Here is a 17,998-nt window from a genome sequence, read left to right as displayed (position 1 = left end):
TTGTCCGATAACCATAGGGGCAACGTTTGATGACTTGGGTTTCTGTCGTGTTACAAGTGATCGCTCAGGTCGTTTCCGGATCGACTCATCGGATGACTTGGTCTTCGAAGGTGGAGTCATCGGATGTCTCATGGTCCGCGGCGGCTCGCGGATCACCGGTGACGGGCCGCTACGATGGCGGGACGACCCCTGAGGAGGAGCCGCATGTCCGCAGTCGACACCGCGTTCCACGGCCTGCGACACATGATCGCGTCGGGACGACTCGTGGCGGGGCAGCGGTTCCCGGCCGAGAACGAGCTCTGCGACGAACTCGGCGTGTCACGCGGGTCCCTCCGTGAGGCCGTCCGCATGCTGGCCGCCCTCGGGATCATCGAGTCGCGGCACGGCTCGGGCACCTACGTGTCGATGCTCCGGCCCGAGGAGATCATCGGCAGCCTGTCGCTCACGGTCGATCTCCTCCCCCTCGACGGTCTCCTGCAGATGTACGAGCTGCGGCGGGTACTCGAGACCCATGCCACCTCGCAGGCCGCTGCCCGCGCGAGCGACGAGGTGCGCGCCGAACTCGCCGAGCTCGTGGAGGCGATGGAACGCACGACCGACCCCGCTGAGTCGAGCGAGCTTGACCACCGGTTCCACGAACTCATCGCACGGACGGCCGGGAACGCCACGCTGACAGCTCTGCTCCAGGTCTTCCGGTCGCGATCACGTGCCTACGACGTCTTCAGCCTGCCCGCCGGCGATGAGCTGCGTCGGGTCAGCAACCGCGGTCACCGGGCGATGACCGAGGCGATCATCTCGCGCGACCCCGTCGGGGCCGCCGGGGCGGCATCAGCGCATGTCGCCCAGACCGAGGAGTGGTTGCGCGTCCTCCAACCGCCGGCCACCCCCGCCGACTGAGCTCTGGTTGCGCCAGCGCGGTGCGCTGACGTCAGCGCGGGTCTGTGGCGCGAGCGCGGGTCTGTGGCGCGAGCGCGGGTCTCCGGAGGGGTGCGCTCGGCGCCATGGCCCGCAGTCACGCCGGTTGAGGCGCCGTCACGCGAGCGCACCGCGCTGGGGCCGATTCCCCCGCGCTCGTGCCGGCGCGGTGCGCTGACGGCTGCGGTTACGAGGTCGGGAGGATGGGCGTCCCGATGAGCCGCTCGAGGTCGGTCCAGAGCGCCGACGCGACGTCTCGATCGGTCGTGATCGCTGCCGGCGTCTGTCGGACGGCGTCGCCCTTCGTCAACCACCGGGGACCGTAGAACCAACCTCCGTCGGCCGCCTCGTCGGTGACCGCTCGGAGGGTCGGCTCGGCACCCCGCTGCTTGCTCTGCGCGTAGACGGACTGCAGGGTGTCGGAGAAGCGTCGCCCACGGGTCGGCTCGTTGACGCCGGGGACGCGACGGTCGAGTCCGTTGACCGAGTAGCCGGGGTGTGCGACGAGGGCCCGGACGGTGCTGTGCGACGCCGCGAGCCGACGGTCGAGCTCGAAGCCGAGCGACGAGAGGGCGATCTTGGACTGGGCGTACGCCTGCCAGCCGCTGTACCCGTCGCGGAGTTGCAGGTCATCGCCGTGGAACCGGACGAGCAGGGTGGAGAGGCTTCCGAGGAGCACGACGCGCGGCGCGGAATCGTGGGCGTCCGCTGTGCGCTGCAACACCGGCAGGGCTTCGGCGAGCAGGGCGGCGTGGCCCACGACGTTCGTCGCGAAGACCAGCTCGATGCCGTCGGCCGTCTCCTGCCGCTCCTTCGGCATGTGCACCATCCCGGCGTTCGCGACGAGGGCGTCGAGACGGTCGAGGTCCGCGAGTCGCTCACCCGCCGCGCGCGCCGAATCGAGCGAGGAGGTGTCGAAGGGGAGGTGGCTGAGCCGGGCGTCGGGCACCTTCACCCGGATCGCGCGCATCGCCGCCTGGGTCTTGGTCGCACTCCGCGACGCGAGCACGACCTCCGCGCCCGCTCGTGCGAGCCCGAGACTCGTCCAGAAGCCGAGGCCGGCGTTCGCTCCGGTGACGAGGACGACGCGTCCGGTCTGATCGGGCAGGGAGTCGGCGTTCCAGGTCATGGACTCATGATGGCGTAGGACGCTGGACACCGCCCGAAGAAGCGTCACCCCTTGCCCTGGCTCACCCGAGGTGCCAGCGCGGTGCGCCGACGCGACCGCGAGCGAATCGGGCCGAGTGTGGGCGGACGGGCCTGATCGCACGCGAACGGGCTTCACCGCGGGCCACGCGCGTGGGCGCGACCCTCCGGAGACCCGCACTCACGCCACAGACCCGCGCTCGCGTCAGCGCACCGCGCTGGCCGAAGGGAACACGCGGGATCAGTGCTGGTTGGCGAGACGCTCGTGGTGGTGGATGACCTCGGCGACGACGAAGTTGAACCACTTCTCGGCGAAGGCCGGGTCGAGGTGCGACTCTTCGGCGAGCGCCCGGAGACGGGTGATCTGCCGCTGTTCGCGCGCCGGATCGCTCGCGGGCATGTCGTGCTCGGCCTTCAGACGACCGACCTCCTGGGTGCACTTGAACCGCTCGGCCAGCAGGTGGACGAGCGCCGCGTCGATGTTGTCGATGCTGCTCCGCAGGCGACCCAATCGCTCGGTGGCCGCCTGGTCGTCCGCCGCAGCGGCGCCGGTCGTGGGTTCGGGTTGCTGCTCGGCCTGGCTCATGCGAAAACTCTAGCAACGCGCCCGGGGCGGTAGACGGGTCGCCGGGCGATCCCCAGCCGGTTCACCGCGGAGCCTCGACGAGACAGCCGGCCTCGAGATGCAGCCGCGCGTCGGCCTCGGCGACCGCGACCGGATCGTGGCTCACCTCCACCACCGTCGCGCCACGGTCGGCCTCCGCCCGGAGCACCTCGCGGATCGCCAGCCCAGCCGCACGATCGAGACCGACGGTCGGTTCGTCGAGCAGCAGGAGGTCGGCCTCACGCGCGAGCGCCTGCGCGACGAGGACCCGCTGGCGCTGTCCACCCGACAGCTCACCGAAGGAGCGTCCGGCGAGGTGCAGGACGTCGAGGCGGGCGAGGCTCTCGTCGACGATGCGGCGGTCCCTCGCCCCGAGTCGACCCCACCAGCGACGCAGCGTCGGCCAGCGTCCCATCGATGCGACATCGCGCACCGTGACCGGGAAGCGCTCGGGCACGGCACTGCGTTGCGGGACGTAGGCGGCGGACCGACCGTCGAGGCCGTCGACGCCGCCCGAGCTCGGTCGGTGCAGGCCCGCGATCACCGCGAGCAGCGTCGACTTCCCCGCCCCGTTCGCCCCGGTGACGACGGTGATGGCGGCCACGCCGACCTCGACCGAGATCCCGTGCAGGACGCGCGCGCCGTCGTACTCGGCCGTCACGTCGCGGAGTCGGATGCCGGACACGACGGGTCGACCTGCCGTCGGAGGGCGAGGGGTGCTCGTCGTGGATCGCATGCCACGACCCTATCAATATTGAGAATCGTTTTCATGTAGAGTGCTCGACCATGACCTGGATCACCGAGCCGTTCACCGCGGCCTTCCTCCTGCGCGCCCTCGTCGGCGGTCTGCTGGTGGCGGCCGTCTGCGGTGTCGTGGGCACCTGGGTCGTCCTCCGCGGCCTCGCGTTCCTCGGGGAGGCGATGGCCCACGGCATGCTGCCCGGCGTCGCCACCGCCGCGCTCCTCGGCCTGCCGCCGGTCGCCGGCGCAGCCTTCAGCGCAGTCGTCATGACCGCCGGCGTCAGCCTCGTCTCGCGGCGCGGGAGGCTGTCCCACGACACCTCGATCGGTCTCCTCTTCGTCGGCATGCTGGCCCTCGGGGTCATCATCGTGTCGTCGAGCAGATCGTTCGCCACGGACCTCACGGCGATCCTCTTCGGCGACATCCTCGCCATCCGGCCCGCGGACCTGGCGGGCCTCGCCATCGCCCTTCTCGTCACCGTGGGCGTCGCGGTCGCCTTCCACCGCCCGTTCGTCGCGCTCGCCTTCGACCGCCGGGTCGCGCAGACCATGGGCCTCCGGCCGAGACTCGCCCACGCGATGCTCGTCGGCCTCGTGACCCTCGCGGTCGTCGCCTCCTACAGTGCCGTCGGCACGCTGCTCGTCGTGGCCCTCCTCCTCGGGCCGGCCGTCGCCGCGGCCCATTGGGCGCGTCGCATACCGCTCATCATGCTGCTCGCCTCGGGCTTCGGCGGCCTCGCCGTGCTGCTCGGCCTGCTCCTCTCCTGGTACGGCGACACCGCGGCCGGAGCGTCCATCGCCGCCTGCTCGATCCTGCTCGCCACGGTGTCCTGGGGCGCGCGGGCGCTCGTCGGACGGCTCCGGCGGCCCACCGACCGACACCTCGACCACCCCGACGACCACCTCTCCGAACCGACCCACCTGGAAAGCGCACCGTGCACCGACTCCTCCGACCGACCATCCGACCAGGCGGCTCCCGCCCGACCGACGACCGGCTCCCCCGCGTCACACGCACCGCGCTCACTCTCGGCGCCCTCGCACTGACCCTCAGCGCCTGCGCGCCGCAGGGGTCGGCATCACCCACCGCGTCGGCCTCGGACGAACCGCGCGGACACGGCTACGTCGAGGGCGCGAGTGAGCTCCCCGAGCCGCAACTACACCTCGCGACCGCCGACGTCGACGGCACCGTCGAGCTGACCGACCTGCTCAGCGAGGAGCGCACGACGCTCGCCGAGCTCGGCCCGATCTCGGCGCTCACGGGCGACGGCCGGTTCGTCGCCGCGCAGTCCGAGCCCACCGGCACCGTGACGATCATCGACACCGGTGTGTGGACGGTCGATCATGAGGACCACCAGCACTACTACCGCGCCGAGGCGCGGGTCGTCGGCGAGATCGAGGGCGACGGACCAGCGACGATCACCGCCGGTTCGACGACCACCGCCGTGCGGTTCGCCGGTTCGGGCGAGACACTCCTGCTCGACACCGCCGCACTCGGCACGGGCGACATCACGCAGTCCGGTCGGATCCGGACCTCGCCCGGTGCTCCCGGGCTCACCGTGCCGATCGGCGAGACCGTCGTCGCGACCGACGGGAGCGGGAAGCTGCATCTCCATGGCGTCGACGGCGACCTCCTCGACCCTTCGTCGGCGTCCGTGACCGCTGCCGACGCGGTGCTCGCCGGGTGCACCGATCCGGCCGGCAGCATCACGACGAACGTCGGCGTCGTCATCGGCTGCGCGGAGGGCGCGGTCCTCGCCCTCGTCGACCGCAGCTCGAGCGAGGCCGACCCGGTCCCCACGTTCGAGGCGATCCCCTATCCACAGGCTGTCGCCGCCGACGACCGCGCGACGTCCTTCCACGCGCGTCCCGGCCGTCCGACGGTCGCCGCCGTCGCCGGCACCTCCGGCGCCTGGCTGCTCGACACCCGCGAACGTAGTTGGGCGCTGCTGCCGACCCCCGCACCCCTGCAGCTGGTCACCGCCGTCGACGACCGCGACCAGCACGTCGTGGGCCTCACGACGACCGGCGACCTCCTCGTCCTCGACGGTGCCACCGGCGCCGTGACGGGGACCGCGGCCGCACTCGTCGGTGCAGCCGACCTCGCCATGGGCGTCCAGCTGGAGGTCGACCAGAACCGCGCCTACCTGAACACCCCGGGCACGCGCACCGTCTCCGAGATCGACTACGGCGACGCCGCGCGGATCGCCCGCACCTTCACCTTCGACACGGTACCGGCGTTCCTCGCCGAGACGGGACGCTGACCATGCGAGCGACCATCCCCCGGACGACAGCCCTCCTGCGCACGACCGCCGTCCTCGCGGCCGGCCTCGTGCTCGGAACCGGCCTGACGAGCTGTGCGGCGAGCGCCGATGACCGCCCACTCGTCGTCGTGACCACGAACATCCTCGGCGACGTCGTCGGTGAACTCGTCGGTGACCAGGCCGAGGTCATGACCCTCATGCCGCCCGACGCCGATCCGCACTCCTTCGAGATCTCCGCACGGCAGGCGGCACGCATCACCGGTGCGCAGCTGCTCGTGTCGAACGGCCTGGGACTCGAGGAGGGACTCACCCGACACCTGGAGACCGCGGCCGACGAGGGGGTGCCGATCGTCGAGGCCGGCTCGCTCGTCGACGTCCTCGAGACCGAGTCGGGCGCGACCGATCCGCACTTCTGGACCGACCCGACGCAGATGACGTCGGTCGTGGACGGGGTCACCGAGGCGTTGCTCGAGGAGATCCCCACGCTCGACGCGGCCGAGCTGCAGGCGAACGCCGCCACGTACACGGCCGGGCTCGAGGCGCTCGACGCCGAGATGGCCGAGGCGTTCGCCGCCATCCCGGCCGAGCAGCGGAAGCTCGTCACCAACCATCACGTGTTCGGGTATCTCGCCGCCCGCTACGACCTCCAGGTCATCGGCGCCGTGATCCCGAGCGGCACCACGCTCGCGGCCCCCAGCGCCTCGGACCTCGACGAGCTGTCGACCGCGATCGAGGAGGCCGGCGTCCGGACGATCTTCGCCGACTCCTCGCAACCCGACCGGCTCGTGCAGGTGCTCGCCGACGAGGCGGACGTCGACGTCGCCGTCGTCCCGTTGTTCACCGAGTCGTTGACCGCCGAGTCGGGCGACGCCCCCACCTACCTCACCATGATGCGCGCGAACACCGAGCGCATCGCCACCGGACTCTCGCCCTGAGCGGGCGTTCACGAACCGATAGGAAACCATGCAGCAGCAGCACCGCAGTCCCCGGGCATCGCGCCTGAAGCGCGGCCGGGTCCCGTTCCTCGCCCTCGGCACCGCCGCGGCCCTCCTCCTCACCGGTTGCTCGACCGCGAGCGGCTCCGCGCCCGACGCGACCGCGTCGACCTCCGCCGACCCGCAGCGTCGGATCACCCTCACCTACGACGGCGGCCTCCTCGTCCTCGACGCCGCCTCCCTCGAGGTGGTCGGCGACCTCCCCCTCGACGGCTTCAACCGGGTGAACGCCGCCGGCGACGGGCGGCACGTGCTCGTCACCACGACGAAGGGCTTCCAGGTCCTCGACACCGGGACGTGGACGGACGAGGACGGCACCTCGAAGCAGGCCGACCCGGTCCTGACCGACCTCGTCTTCCCCGCCGACACCGCAGGCCACGTCGTCCGTCACGCCGACAAGACCATCCTGTTCGCCGACGGCTCCGGCGACACGACGATCTTCGACAGCGCCGACCTCCTCGAGGCCACCGACGAGCTGCCCGAGACCGAGACCATCCCGTCGGAGGCCGCGCACCACGGTGTCGCCATCGAGCTCGAGGACGGCACCGTGCTGTCCACGATCGGCACCTCGGACGCCCGGACCGGTGTCCGCGTGCTCGACGACTCGCGCACCGAGATCGCCCGCAACGAGCAGTGCCCGTCGGTGCACGGTGAAGGCACCGTCAAGGACGAGGTCGTCGTGTTCGGCTGCAGCGACGGCGTGCTCGTCTACGACAGCGGCGTCTTCACGAAGATCCAGGCGCCGGACGCCTACGGGCGCACGGGCAACCAGTACGTCAGCGAGACGTCCTCCATCGCGGTCGGCGACTACAACAGCGACCCGGACGCCGAGGGCTACGACCTCCGCCAGCTCGCGTTCACCGACACGGTCGCGAAGACGACGAAGATCGTCGACCTGCCGGAGGGCGTCGGCTACACCTGGCGCGACGTCGCCCGAGGGCCGAACGACGAGGTCGTCGTGCTCGGCAACGACGGTTCGCTGCACATCCTCGACGAGCAGACGGGTGCCGTCACCGACACCATCGAGGTCATCGACGCCTGGGAGCCGCCGGCCGAGTGGCAGGACGCCCACCCGGCGCTCGTCGTTCAGGACGGTGTCGCCTACGTGACCGACCCGGCGACGAAGTCGATCCACGCCGTGGATCTCGCGTCCGGCGACATCACGACGGGTGAGCTGCCCGGCGTCCCGAACGAGATCGCGGTCGTCACGGGCTGACCCGACCTCACCGAGAGCGCCCGTTCCGTCCTCCCCGCGTCATGCAGGGGACGGAACGGGCGCTCTCGTCGTGCGGGCCGGGCGGTCAGACGCGCTCGGGCGCTCGGAGCACCCCGGAGACGACCGGACGGGTCGCGCGAAGGGCAGCCCACACGAGCCCGATGCCACCGGCGAAGCACCCGACGATGACGAGGACCGACAGCGGGGCGAGGATGACACTGATGCTGGCCATCGGCAGGACGAGCAGGACGCCCAGTCCGGCCGAGCCCAGCGCGACCACCCGCAGGGGCAGCATGACCGCGCGACCGCGAGCCCGTTCCATCACGTCCCGCGGCACCCCCAGGCGGTCGAGGCTGACGTAGAGGTCGCGGCGGTCGAGGACCGCCGAGGCCTGGTTCACCCCGACGGAGCACGCGACCATGAGGAACGACGCGACGAGCGTGATGATCACGCCGGTGCGGATGTCGTCGATGAGGATGGCGCTCTCGCGGTCGAGGTCGGAACCGCCGGCGGCATCCATGAGCGCCACACCGGTCCCCGCGACGACGGCGACGAAACTCGTCATCGCCACGCCGCTGACCTGACGCCACGCCGCCTTCGGCGACTCCAGGATCGTGCGTGCAGCGAGGAGCCGCTCAGGTGTCTTGGCACGCTTGGCCGACCCACGGCCGATCATCCCGACCACCCAGGGGCCGATCAATCCGAGCACGCCCACACCGGCTGCGAACCCGACGCCCAGCACGGCGATGATGGCGGCTACCTCCTGCAACCCCGTCACGACGGAGAGCATGCCGTAGGCGACGATCACGACGACGACCCCGACGACGATGCGCAGCCAGTGCACGGTCGGCGCCTGCTGCTTCGTGCGGACGCCGAGCGGACTCACGTTCACGGCGCGGAGCCCGATGGCGGCGCTCGCTGCTGCGAGCAGCACGACCCCGAGGACCACCGCGGCGATGATCGGGACACCGACCCAGACGCCCTCGACCCCGATCGGGGAACCACCGAACGGGATGAGCCCGACGAGCGGCAGCATGCCGAGGTACAGCAGGATCCCGGCGAACGCACCGAGCAGGGCGACCCCGGCCGACTCGAGGACGGTCATCGCCGTGACCGTGCCGGGTGTCGCGCCGAGGAGTCGGAGGGTGGCGAGTCGGTCGTCGCGGCGCCGTGCGGAGAGCCGCGCGGCGGCCCCGCCGAGCGAGCCGAGCGGGACGAGCAGCAGGGCCAGCGCAAGCACGCTGAGTACCTGGTAGACGAAGGCCGTCTCACCGGTCCACCGCCAGAACATCATCGCGCCGCCGAGCACCGTGAGGACGAGTGCGGTGGTCACGGCGAACGCGACCGCCGGGAGCACGATCGTCGCAGGGCTCTGCGCGCCGGGGCGAGCGAGCATCCAGGTGAGACGGACGACGGGACTCCGACCGCTGCCGGCGGGGACCGGGATCCGGGTCGGTGCGACCCCGAGTGCGGCGGTCACGGTCGGGCTCCGTTCGGGACGACACCGGTCGCCTGACCCGGGTAGGTCTGCGGCGGGTACGGCTGCGCAGCGGGCTGGGGGTACGGCTGCGCAGCAGGCTGGGGGTACGGCTGCTGCGGGAACGGCTGCCCGGCGGGCTGCTGCTGGTACGGGGGCTGCTGCGGCGGGTACGGCTGCTGCGCCTGCTGCGGCACGGGTGCCTGCCCGCTCGCGAACCGCTGCGCCGGGGTCGGTGCGCCGACCCCGCCCGGCTGCCCGATGATCCGACCGTCGGCGAGGCGGATGATCCGAGAGCACCGCGCGGCGACCGTCTCGTCGTGCGTCACGAGGACGAGCGTGCGTCCCTGCCCGGTGGTCGCGTGGAGCAGCGCCCCCATGACGTCGGCGGAGGTCCGGGAGTCGAGCGCGCCGGTCGGCTCGTCGGCGAAGACGATCGGCGCACCGGTCACCTGAGCGCGGGCGATCGCGACGCGCTGCGCCTGACCACCGCTCAGTTCGCCGATCCGACGGGTCTCCATGCCGGCCAGTCCGAGGGCGGCGAGCCACGCTGCCGCACTCGACTCGGCGGCGATCCGCGGTGTACCGCCGAGCATCAGGGCGATCGCGACGTTCTCGACGGCGGTCAGCTCGGGGATGAGCAGGCCCTGCTGGAAGACGAAGCCGAAGGACTCGCGCCGCAGCTGCGAGCGGTGGCGTTCGTCGAGCTGGTCGACGCGGACGACGCCCGTCGGGGTGCTGAAGGCGATCGAGCCGGTGTCGGGGTGACGATCCCGGCGAGCGCATGCATGAGCGTGGTCTTGCCGGAGCCGGAGGCACCCATGATGGCGACCGACTCACCGGGGAGGATGTCGAGGTCGACGCCGGCGAGGGCGACGGTCGGCCCGTACTGTTTCGTGAGTCCGCGAGCGGAGAGGATCGAAGTGTTCATGCTCCCATCGTCGGCGGCGGGTGTCCCGCAGCGCGTCGGCCGGGCGATGCAAGCTCCGCCGCCCGGGTCATCCGCGAGGTGGACCCGGCGTGGACCTCGCGGTCAGTTGCCGCGGCGGCGGTACTGGGCGAAGACCGCCGCGTCGGCTGCCCAGCCTGCGCCGAGGAAGCGGAGACCTGTTCCGGCGTCGGTCCCGCCGGCTGCGGCCGCGGGCGTCTGGGTCGGCTCGACCGAGGTGGTGAGGTCGACCCCGGCAGCGCCCGCGGCGACGTGTGCAGTGGCGCTGACGCGCTCGGCGACCACTCCCTGCTCCGCGGCCTCGTCCCGCCGGCCCGGCATCGGCTCCGTCAGCGGGACCGCCCGCAGCGGTGCGGTGACCCGGGTGTGGACGGCGTGCGAGCGGGTGATCGATGACATGTTCCCATCGTCCTGAAGGCGAACACCCGACACATCCCGCAGCCGGGTGATCCTGCGGGACCCGGTCTCATCCTCCGGTACCACGACAGCTGTCGGGCAAACGGGCGGTGGGCAATACGCTTGCGGCATGACGAGTACGCCCCATCGCCACCAGCAGCTGCGTCCGGCGGCACGTCAGCAGCGTGTCCGGTTCCGCGCCCACCGCCCGGCCGAGGTGACGACCACCGTCAGGACGACCCTCCAGCGCCCCTTCGCGATCGGCTTCGTCGGAGCACTCGGTGCCCTCGCGGCCATCCTGCTCGTCCTCACCCTCGGCTCGCTGTCGACCATCCTCGTCTCCATCGCGGTCGGACTCTTCATCGCCCTCGGCCTCGACCCGGTCGTCGTCCGACTCGAGGCACGAGGCATCAAGCGCCCGTTCGCCATCGCGATCGTCTTCGCCGCCTTCGCCGTCCTGCTCGCGCTCCTCCTGGCCCTCGTCATCCCCGTCGTCACCCGGCAGGCCGTCGAGCTGGTGAGCAACGCCCCCGCCTTCCTCACCGGCATCCAGGACCAGGAGTGGTTCCGGTCCCTGAGCGACTACCTCGGTCCGGGCGTCGATCTCCAGGGCGCGCTCGATTGGCTCTACGGGGTGGCCGCCGACCCGAAGACGTGGGTGGTCCTGGCGGGCGGCGCGCTCAACCTCGGCGTCGGCATCGCGAACGGCTTCTTCGGCGGCTTCATCGCCCTCGTCCTCGCGCTCTACTTCCTCGCGTCCATGCAGGCGATGAAGAACGCGTTCTATTCGCTCGTGCCCCGTCGCTCCCGGCCGCGCGTCGTGTCGATCACCGACCAGATCACCGCCTCGATCGGCGGGTACGTGAGCGGCATGGTGGTGCTGGCCGGGATCAACGCCGTCCTCGGGCTCATCATGATGCTCATCGTCGGGGTGCCGTACGCCGGGATCCTCGCCGTCGTCATCTTCTTCGTGACGCTCATCCCGCTCGTCGGCTCGATCATCGCGACCGTCATCGTCGCGACCGTCGGGCTGTTCGACTCACCGACGACGGCACTCGTCGTCATCGTCTACTACCTGGTCTACATGCAGATCGAGTCGTACGTGCTGACGCCGCGGGTCATGAACAAGGCGGTCTCGGTGCCCGGCGCCCTCGTCGTCATCGGCGCGATGGTCGGCGGTTCGCTCATCGGGCTGCTCGGCGCCCTCGTCTCCATCCCCGTGACGGCGTCGATCCTGCTGATCATCAAGCAGGTCGTCGTGCCACGGCAGAACGCGAAGGCATAGCCGCCCCCGCCGGTGAGGGGCCTCAGGCCGTCTGCACCGGGACGGGACGACCGGCGAAGCGGATGCGGACGGACTCCCCCGCCTCCAGTCGTTCCGTCGCGCCGTGCTGCACCGCGACCAGCGTGCCGTCCGGCAGCTCGACGGTCGTGCGACGCACCGGGCCGAGGAAGCTGGACGTGAGCACGACCGCAGCAGACCCGACCGCGGGCTCCGTCGCGTCGGTGAACACGACGTCCTCAGGCCGGACGAGCGCGACGACGGCACGATCCCCCGGCTGCTCGCCGATCACCGGGAGCACCTGTCCGAGCACCTCGACCCCACCGGGCACGAGCACACCCGGGATCCGGTTGCTCAGGCCGATGAACTCCGCGACGAACGGCGACGACGGCCGCGAGTAGAGCTCCTCCGGCGTCCCGATCTGCTCGATGACGCCGGCACGCATGACGGCGACCCGGTCGGCGACGGCGAGCGCCTCCTCCTGGTCGTGCGTGACGAAGAGGGTCGTGATCCGCAGCTCCGACTGGATCCGACGGATCTCGTCACGCAACTGGACGCGCACCTTAGCGTCGAGTGCGCTGAGCGGCTCGTCGAGGAGGAGGACCCGAGGACGCGTGACCAACGCCCGGGCGAGGGCGACGCGCTGCTGCTGCCCGCCCGACAGCTGGTGGGCGTAGCGGGCGGCGAGGTGGCCGAGGCCGACGAGGTCGAGGCTCTCGGCGGCACGCGTCCGTCGCTCGGCCGCCGGCACCTTCCGCATGCGCAGGCCGAACTCGACGTTCTCGAGCACCGTGAGGTGCGGGAACAGCGAGTACGACTGGAACACCATGCCGAGGTCGCGCTTGTTCGTCGGCACGGACACGACGTCGACCCCGTCGATGAGCACGCTCCCCGAGGTGATGTCCTCGAGCCCCGCCAGGCTGCGGAGCGCGGTCGTCTTCCCGCACCCCGACGGCCCCAGCAGCGCGACGAACTCACCGGGCGCGAGGTCGAGGCTCACGCCGTCGAGGGCACGGGCACCCGAGCCGTAGTCCTTCACGACGCGATCGAACCGCACCGCCGCGCCGGCCGGGCGTCCGTCTCCGGGCGTCGCTGCCGGTGCCGACTGGTCGATGGTGGTCATGGTGTCTCCCTGATGCGGCGGATCGATCCGACGCGGCCGATGATGAACAGCAGGACGAAAGCGAAGGCGAGCGCCAGCAGGGCGAAGGCCACCGCGACGAAGGGATCGCTCTTCGACAGCTGCACGAGCGAGGTCTGCAGCGTGTTGCGTCCGAGGAGCGAGGCGATCGTGTACTCACCGAGGACGACGGCGACCGAGATGACCGACGCCGTCAGCACGCCGCTACGCAGGTTGGGCAGCAGGACGCGGACGAGGACGGTCCCCCAGCCGGCGCCGAGCGTGCGCGCGGCCTCGGCGAGGGTGCCGACGTCGACCGACTGCAGGTTCGCGGCGATCGCCCGGTAGGCGTACGGCAGCACCGTGATCCCGTACGCGAACGCGAGCGTCCACGGCGCACTGCCGAGCAGCCTGGCCACGACCGAGTAGACCGGCGCGAGTCCGACGACGAGCACGATGGCCGGCACGGTGATCGGGATGATGCAGACGAACTCGAGGACCCGCTGCAGCTTCGGGAAGCGGAGCTTGACGAGGATCATCGTCGGCAGCAGGAGCACCACGACGATCAGCACGGTCACCGCGGCGAGCACGACGGAGTTGCCGATGCCCTGGAAGAGCACCCGGTACTTCCGCGAGTTCTCCGGGTCGAGGATCGCAGCCCAGTGGCCGAGGTCGTGGCCGCCGTCGATCCCGGCGCGCAGGGTGAACTCGACCATCGACAGGATCGGGACGGCGAACACCACCGCGACGACGACGAGGATGATCCGGCTCGCGAGCTTCGACGGCGTGGCCGAGTCGCGGACGGCGCTCATCGCTGCCACCGTTCCGTCCGCGCCTGGAGGGCGGAGTAGGCCGTCATCATGACGACCATCACGACGATCATCCCGATCGCGAGCGAACCGGCGAGGTTCTCCCGGCCGAGGACGGTCTCGCTGATGAGGGCACCGCGGATCTGGAGTGGCACGATCTGCGCCCCCTGGCTGATGAGCGCGGCGGCGGTCGCATAGCTCGAGAACGCGTTCGCGAACAACAGCAGGAGCGACCCGAGGAAGGAGGGGGCGAGGATCGGCATCGCGATCCGGGTCCAGTAGGTGAAGCGGGTGCCGCCGAGGGTCGCGTTCGCCTCGGACCAGGTCCGCTTCAACCCCTCCATCGCCGGCATGAAGGTGATGACCATGAGCGGCACCTGGAAGTACAGGTACGGCAGGAGGAGGCCCGGGACCTGGTAGAGCCACACGCCGTCGGCGAAGAGGTCGACCCCGAGGCGGTCCTTGAGGAACACGGTGACGAGGCCTTGGATGCCGATGGTCGCGATGAAGGCGAAGGCGAGCATGACGCCACCGAACTGGGCGAGGACGCTCGAAGCCGCATCGACGAAGGTGCGGATGAGTCCGTCGGGCCGGACCGCGAGGAGCGCGTAGCAGACGAGGGCTCCGACGACGGCTCCGGCGACCGCAGTGACGGCGGAGACCCAGAAGGAGCTGGCGAAGGCCCCGAGGACCGCCGGTTCGGCGAGCGCCGTAAGGTTGTCGAGCGTGAACGCGCCGTCGCCGTCGAAGAAGCCGGTGGCGAGGGCGAGGAACGTCGGGACCGCGAGGAAGAGCAGGGCGTACAGCGCGAACGGCGTCAGGCCGAGGAGCGCCCAGCGCGGACGGCGGCGGGGGCGCGCCGCAGCGGGTTCGGCCGAAGCGTCCGATGCGTCGGTCGGCGGGAGCGAGACGGCGGGGCCGGCGTGTGCCGACCCCGCCTCACTCCGCCGGGTGGCGGAGGTGGTCATCAGGAGATCGCTGCCGCCCACTTCTCGGCGAGCAGCGAGGTGGCCTGCTCGGTCTGCTCGGGCGTGAACTGCACGAGGTCCGCGGGCATCTCGCCCACGGCGTCGAGCGCCTTCTGGTCGACGGTGTCGGCCTCGACCATCGCGGCGAGGGTCGACGGGTACGCGCCGGCGGCGAGGTACAGGTTCTGCGCCTCGGGGCTGAAGATGAACTCCTGCCAGAGTCGCGCGGCCGCGGGGTGCGGCGCGTCCACGTTGATGGCCTGGTTGTAGTAGCTGCCGACGGCCGAACCCGGGAGGACGGTGGTCTTCCAGTTGCGCTGGCCCTCGTTCTCGGTCGCGGCGGCGAGGTTGTTGTAGCTCCAGTCGATCACGACTGGGGTCTCACCCGAGGCGATCGTCGCCGGGGTCGGGTCGAGGGGCAGGAAGTTGCCCGCCTGGTTGAGCTTCTGGAAGAAGTCGACACCGGGCTGGATGTCGTCGGCCGAACCACCGGACTGCAGGGCGGCGAGGTAGACGCCGGCTGCGGCGGCACCGGCCTGGGTCGGGTCGCCGTTCAGCGCGACCTTGCCCGCGAACTCGGAGCCGAGGAGGTCGTCGAGCGACTTCGGTGCGGGGACGGCGTCCGCGTCGTAGCCGATGGAGACGAGGCCGGTGTAGTCGTACACCCACAGGCCGGTCTTCTCCTTCGAACCCTCCGGGATGTCGTCCCAGTTGGCGACCTGGTAGGGCGCGAACTGCTTGAGGTTGTCGAGGGCGACGGCGGAGCCGAGGTCGAAGACGTCGGGAGCGGTGTCCTGGCCCTGCTGGTTCTTCGCGGCCGTGATCTCCTCGGCGCTCGAGACGTCGGGGTCGGCCGAGTTGACCGTGATGTCGTACTTGTCCTCGAACGCGGAGATGATCTTCCCGTAGTTCGCCCAGGTGTCGGGGAGGGCGATGACGTTCAGCTGGCCCTCGGCCTTCGCCGCCTCGACGAGCGCGTCCATCCCGCCGAAGTCCTCGGCGGAGGTCGCCGTCTTGGCGTCGACGTCGGAGCCGGCTCCGGTGTCCGCCCCGGCGGAGCATGCGGTGAGCGCGGTCGCTGCGAGCGCGACGATGGCGAGGGCGGTCATACGCCTGGTGTTCACGGTTCCTCCAGTGACGTCGGCGGCCGCCCGTGCTGTCGGGCCGTCGGATACCGCGTCCGTCGTCTGGAGGACAAGCTAGGGTCGCGACGTAGCGCGATCGGGGCCTGCCGGTGTCGCGCAGGTGAACAGTGCCCTTCGACAAGCTCAGGGACCGGGCGGGGGGGCTCCGGGGCCGCGTCAGCCGCGGAGGGCCACTGGGCCGGGGCTCCTGGCGAGGCGCTCCTCGAGACCGGACCGGACCTCCGGCCACTCCTCGGCGATCACGGAGAACAGCGCGGTGGTCCGCCACGTGCCGTCGGCCCGCTGCTTGTCCCGGCGGATGAGGCCCTCGAACGTGGCCCCGAGGCGCAGGATCGCCGTGCGCGAGCGCTCGTTGCGCTCGTCGGCCTGGATCTTGACCCGGCCGAAGCCCGCGTCGAACGCGAGCCCGAGGAGCAGCAGCTTCGTCTCGGCGTTGACGGCGGTGCCCCAGACGCGCGGGTCGTACGCCGTCCAACCGAGGTGGGCGGCCTCCCCCGGCTCGTCGAAGTCGCCGAGCGTGGACGTGCCGACGAGGAGCCCGTCGTGCTCGCCGCCGACGAGACGGATGACGTAGGTGTTGCGCACGCCGGTCGTGAAGTAGCCGTCGGCGAAGGCGTCGAACTCGGCCTGCGTCGTCGGCAACCCCGCAGGCCCGCCGCCGTAGCCACCGGCGAAGACCTCCGGGTGTGCGATCGCCGTGAACAGCTCCGGATAGTGCGCGCGTTCAAGCGGTTCGAGGCGGATGGTCCGGCCGTCGATGGGGCGGGGCTCAGGGCGTCGTGCGGTCACCGCTCCACCGTATCCGGTGACGGGCGTCGGGCGAGGACCGGTCTCGCGGTCAGGCGAGGATGAGGCAGGTGGGCGAACCGGCGTCGAGCGTCCCGAGGAGTGTCGTCGGGACCCCCGTGCGCTCGTCGAGCCGGAAGCTCGCGATGGAGTTCGACAGCTGGTTCGCGACGTGCAGGAAGCGACCCGACTCCCGGTGGTGGCGCGGCATCGTCCCACCGCACTCGACGTCGGCCACGGCCTCGACCCGCGAACCGTCGCCGGTGACCCGCAGGGTGGCGATGCGGTCGCTCCCGCGGACGCCGACGTGCAGCTGCTCCCGCGAGGCGGCGAGGCTGATCTCGGCACCCGTGTCGCCCTCGGACACGCCCTCCGAGGTCGCGACGGTCGCCGCGAGGATGTGCCAGTGCCCGTCGGTGCCGTCGACACCGAGCGTGAAGACCTCGACCGAGTACTCGGTGATGACGTGGAGGTGCCCGCTCGGGTGGACGACGAGGTGTCGCGGACCCGTGCCGCGCGGGAACACGACGGTGTGGTCGAGCACCAACCGCGACCCACGGAGCTGCCAGATGCGGACCGTGTCGTGGCCGAGGTCGGTGGTCGCGATGCGGCCGTCCGGGAGGAGCGCCGAGGCGTGCGCGCGCGACGGTCGGGACGGCATGGCCTCGCCGACAGCGGCCTCCAGCGCGAGGAGCGTGAGCGCGTCCTCGCCAGCGTCCGCGGACTCCGCAGCGAGCGCGGTGGGCGACGCCCAGGGGTCGACGGACGCCTCGCCGAGACGCGGGTCGCCGGCGAACGCCGCGTTCTCCGCGAGCGGGACGGTCACGACCCGACCGTCGCCGTAGCAACTCGCGATGAGGACGTCGGCACCTGGGACCGTCGCGACGTGGCACACGGAGTCGCCGGCTTCGATGGGCTTGCCGAACGGCGCGAGCCCGAACTCGCCGGAGCGCTTGAACGCTTCGACGGCCCCGGTCGACTCGCTCGCGGCGTAGACGATCGGCAGCGTCGGGTGCAGGGTGAGGAAGGACGGCGACTGCGCCTCCGACGACTGCACGAGGCGGAGGGTGCCCGCCTCGTCCTGGCGCAGCAGGCTGATGCCGGCACCGGTGCCGTCGGCCTCCGAGGTGTAGGAACCGAGCAGGAGGTAGGGGTTGTCGTCGCTCACCCCCACAGTCTCCCACCTGC

17 protein-coding genes and 1 pseudogene are annotated in these 17,998 nt (G+C 71.3%); 6 read left to right on the top strand and 12 right to left on the bottom strand.

The window, feature by feature from the left end; all coding sequences use genetic code 11:
- The first annotated feature begins 204 nt into the window (after positions 1-204).
- Positions 205-897, top strand: coding sequence for a FadR/GntR family transcriptional regulator (locus tag BWO91_RS03940; RefSeq protein ID WP_071262252.1), 693 nt, complete (start codon positions 205-207; stop codon positions 895-897).
- Positions 898-1,102: 205 nt separating this feature from the next.
- Here BWO91_RS03940 and BWO91_RS03935 read toward each other — a convergent pair whose 3' ends face one another.
- The 3 genes from BWO91_RS03935 to aztA form a co-directional block, all read right to left on the bottom strand.
- Positions 1,103-2,044 (bottom strand): SDR family NAD(P)-dependent oxidoreductase, encoded by a 942-nt coding sequence (locus BWO91_RS03935; RefSeq protein ID WP_079001363.1) that lies wholly within the window; start codon positions 2,042-2,044, stop codon positions 1,103-1,105.
- A 258-nt stretch (positions 2,045-2,302) separates the two neighbouring features.
- On the bottom strand, positions 2,303-2,647 hold the full coding sequence (locus BWO91_RS03930) for a chorismate mutase (RefSeq protein WP_079001361.1): 345 nt from the start codon (positions 2,645-2,647) through the stop codon (positions 2,303-2,305).
- 61 nt (positions 2,648-2,708) lie between these two features.
- Positions 2,709-3,401, bottom strand: coding sequence for a zinc ABC transporter ATP-binding protein AztA (gene aztA / locus BWO91_RS03925; RefSeq protein ID WP_205847572.1), 693 nt, complete (start codon positions 3,399-3,401; stop codon positions 2,709-2,711).
- Positions 3,402-3,451: 50 nt separating this feature from the next.
- On the opposite strand from aztA, the gene aztB reads away from it, so the two are divergent.
- From aztB to aztD, 4 genes are read left to right on the top strand one after another with little or no spacing between them, the layout of a single operon-like run.
- A complete protein-coding gene (aztB, locus tag BWO91_RS03920; protein ID WP_079001360.1) occupies positions 3,452-4,450 on the top strand; it encodes a zinc ABC transporter permease AztB in 999 nt (332 codons plus the stop codon).
- Positions 4,342-5,667 carry a hypothetical protein gene (locus BWO91_RS03915; protein WP_079001358.1) on the top strand — a complete coding sequence of 442 codons (1,326 nt, stop codon included), beginning with the start codon at positions 4,342-4,344 and terminating at the stop codon, positions 5,665-5,667. Before aztB ends, BWO91_RS03915 begins: the two co-directional genes overlap by 109 nt.
- Positions 5,668-5,669: 2 nt before the next feature.
- Positions 5,670-6,602 (top strand): zinc ABC transporter substrate-binding protein AztC, encoded by a 933-nt coding sequence (gene aztC / locus BWO91_RS03910; RefSeq protein ID WP_079001356.1) that lies wholly within the window; start codon positions 5,670-5,672, stop codon positions 6,600-6,602.
- 28 nt (positions 6,603-6,630) lie between these two features.
- The gene (gene aztD / locus BWO91_RS03905) at positions 6,631-7,878 is read left to right on the top strand and encodes a zinc metallochaperone AztD (RefSeq protein WP_079001355.1); all 1,248 of its coding nucleotides are present in this window, start codon (positions 6,631-6,633) and stop codon (positions 7,876-7,878) included.
- Positions 7,879-7,963: 85 nt separating this feature from the next.
- Here aztD and BWO91_RS03900 read toward each other — a convergent pair whose 3' ends face one another.
- From BWO91_RS03900 to BWO91_RS03890, 3 genes and pseudogenes are all read right to left on the bottom strand, one after another.
- Positions 7,964-9,358 carry an FtsX-like permease family protein gene (locus BWO91_RS03900; RefSeq protein ID WP_240555670.1) on the bottom strand — a complete coding sequence of 465 codons (1,395 nt, stop codon included), beginning with the start codon at positions 9,356-9,358 and terminating at the stop codon, positions 7,964-7,966.
- A 251-nt stretch (positions 9,359-9,609) separates the two neighbouring features.
- Positions 9,610-10,286: pseudogene (locus BWO91_RS03895) on the bottom strand (ABC transporter ATP-binding protein); the annotation flags it as partial.
- A gap of 102 nt (positions 10,287-10,388) precedes the next feature.
- Positions 10,389-10,703: a hypothetical protein gene (locus BWO91_RS03890; protein ID WP_079001354.1), complete on the bottom strand. Its 315-nt coding sequence runs from the start codon at positions 10,701-10,703 to the stop codon at positions 10,389-10,391.
- Positions 10,704-10,830: 127 nt separating this feature from the next.
- Here BWO91_RS03890 and BWO91_RS03885 point away from each other — a divergent pair, with 127 nt between their 5' ends.
- Entirely contained in the window at positions 10,831-11,985 is a 1,155-nt protein-coding gene (locus tag BWO91_RS03885; RefSeq protein WP_079001352.1) for an AI-2E family transporter, read from the top strand.
- Between the two features lie 22 nt (positions 11,986-12,007).
- Here BWO91_RS03885 and BWO91_RS03880 read toward each other — a convergent pair whose 3' ends face one another.
- The 6 genes from BWO91_RS03880 to BWO91_RS03855 form a co-directional block, all read right to left on the bottom strand.
- A complete protein-coding gene (locus BWO91_RS03880) occupies positions 12,008-13,105 on the bottom strand; it encodes an ABC transporter ATP-binding protein (protein ID WP_079001350.1) in 1,098 nt (365 codons plus the stop codon).
- Positions 13,102-13,914: an ABC transporter permease gene (locus BWO91_RS03875; RefSeq protein WP_079003832.1), complete on the bottom strand. Its 813-nt coding sequence runs from the start codon at positions 13,912-13,914 to the stop codon at positions 13,102-13,104. The genes BWO91_RS03880 and BWO91_RS03875 overlap by 4 nt, the downstream gene beginning before the upstream one ends.
- Complete coding sequence (locus BWO91_RS03870; protein WP_071262276.1) at positions 13,911-14,879, bottom strand: ABC transporter permease; 969 nt, start codon at positions 14,877-14,879, stop codon at positions 13,911-13,913. Before BWO91_RS03870 ends, BWO91_RS03875 begins: the two co-directional genes overlap by 4 nt.
- Positions 14,879-15,988, bottom strand: a complete 1,110-nt coding sequence (locus BWO91_RS03865) for an ABC transporter substrate-binding protein (protein WP_064296115.1) — start codon at positions 15,986-15,988, stop codon at positions 14,879-14,881. Before BWO91_RS03865 ends, BWO91_RS03870 begins: the two co-directional genes overlap by 1 nt.
- A 192-nt stretch (positions 15,989-16,180) precedes the next feature.
- On the bottom strand, positions 16,181-16,813 hold the full coding sequence (locus tag BWO91_RS03860) for a GNAT family N-acetyltransferase (RefSeq protein ID WP_079001349.1): 633 nt from the start codon (positions 16,811-16,813) through the stop codon (positions 16,181-16,183).
- A 49-nt stretch (positions 16,814-16,862) separates the two neighbouring features.
- A complete protein-coding gene (locus BWO91_RS03855; RefSeq protein ID WP_064295556.1) occupies positions 16,863-17,978 on the bottom strand; it encodes a lactonase family protein in 1,116 nt (371 codons plus the stop codon).
- Positions 17,979-17,998: the final 20 nt, after the last annotated feature.

The organism is Plantibacter flavus, from assembly GCF_002024505.1.
Classification (GTDB): Bacteria; Actinomycetota; Actinomycetes; order Actinomycetales; family Microbacteriaceae; genus Plantibacter; species Plantibacter flavus_A.
Note: the sequence above shows the minus strand (reverse complement) of the source record. Positions and strands in the feature narration are given on the sequence as shown.

Coding starts and splice junctions, on each gene's coding strand:
- BWO91_RS03890 (WP_079001354.1), bottom strand. CDS start 10,703: ATGTCATCGATCACCCGCTCGCACGCCGTCCACACCCGGGTCACCGCA.
- BWO91_RS03935 (WP_079001363.1), bottom strand. CDS start 2,044: ATGACCTGGAACGCCGACTCCCTGCCCGATCAGACCGGACGCGTCGTC.
- aztD (WP_079001355.1), top strand. CDS start 6,631: ATGCAGCAGCAGCACCGCAGTCCCCGGGCATCGCGCCTGAAGCGCGGC.
- BWO91_RS03880 (WP_079001350.1), bottom strand. CDS start 13,105: ATGACCACCATCGACCAGTCGGCACCGGCAGCGACGCCCGGAGACGGA.
- BWO91_RS03875 (WP_079003832.1), bottom strand. CDS start 13,914: ATGAGCGCCGTCCGCGACTCGGCCACGCCGTCGAAGCTCGCGAGCCGG.
- BWO91_RS03940 (WP_071262252.1), top strand. CDS start 205: ATGTCCGCAGTCGACACCGCGTTCCACGGCCTGCGACACATGATCGCG.
- BWO91_RS03865 (WP_064296115.1), bottom strand. CDS start 15,988: ATGACCGCCCTCGCCATCGTCGCGCTCGCAGCGACCGCGCTCACCGCA.
- BWO91_RS03930 (WP_079001361.1), bottom strand. CDS start 2,647: ATGAGCCAGGCCGAGCAGCAACCCGAACCCACGACCGGCGCCGCTGCG.
- aztB (WP_079001360.1), top strand. CDS start 3,452: ATGACCTGGATCACCGAGCCGTTCACCGCGGCCTTCCTCCTGCGCGCC.
- aztA (WP_205847572.1), bottom strand. CDS start 3,401: ATGCGATCCACGACGAGCACCCCTCGCCCTCCGACGGCAGGTCGACCC.
- BWO91_RS03870 (WP_071262276.1), bottom strand. CDS start 14,879: ATGACCACCTCCGCCACCCGGCGGAGTGAGGCGGGGTCGGCACACGCC.
- BWO91_RS03885 (WP_079001352.1), top strand. CDS start 10,831: ATGACGAGTACGCCCCATCGCCACCAGCAGCTGCGTCCGGCGGCACGT.
- aztC (WP_079001356.1), top strand. CDS start 5,670: ATGCGAGCGACCATCCCCCGGACGACAGCCCTCCTGCGCACGACCGCC.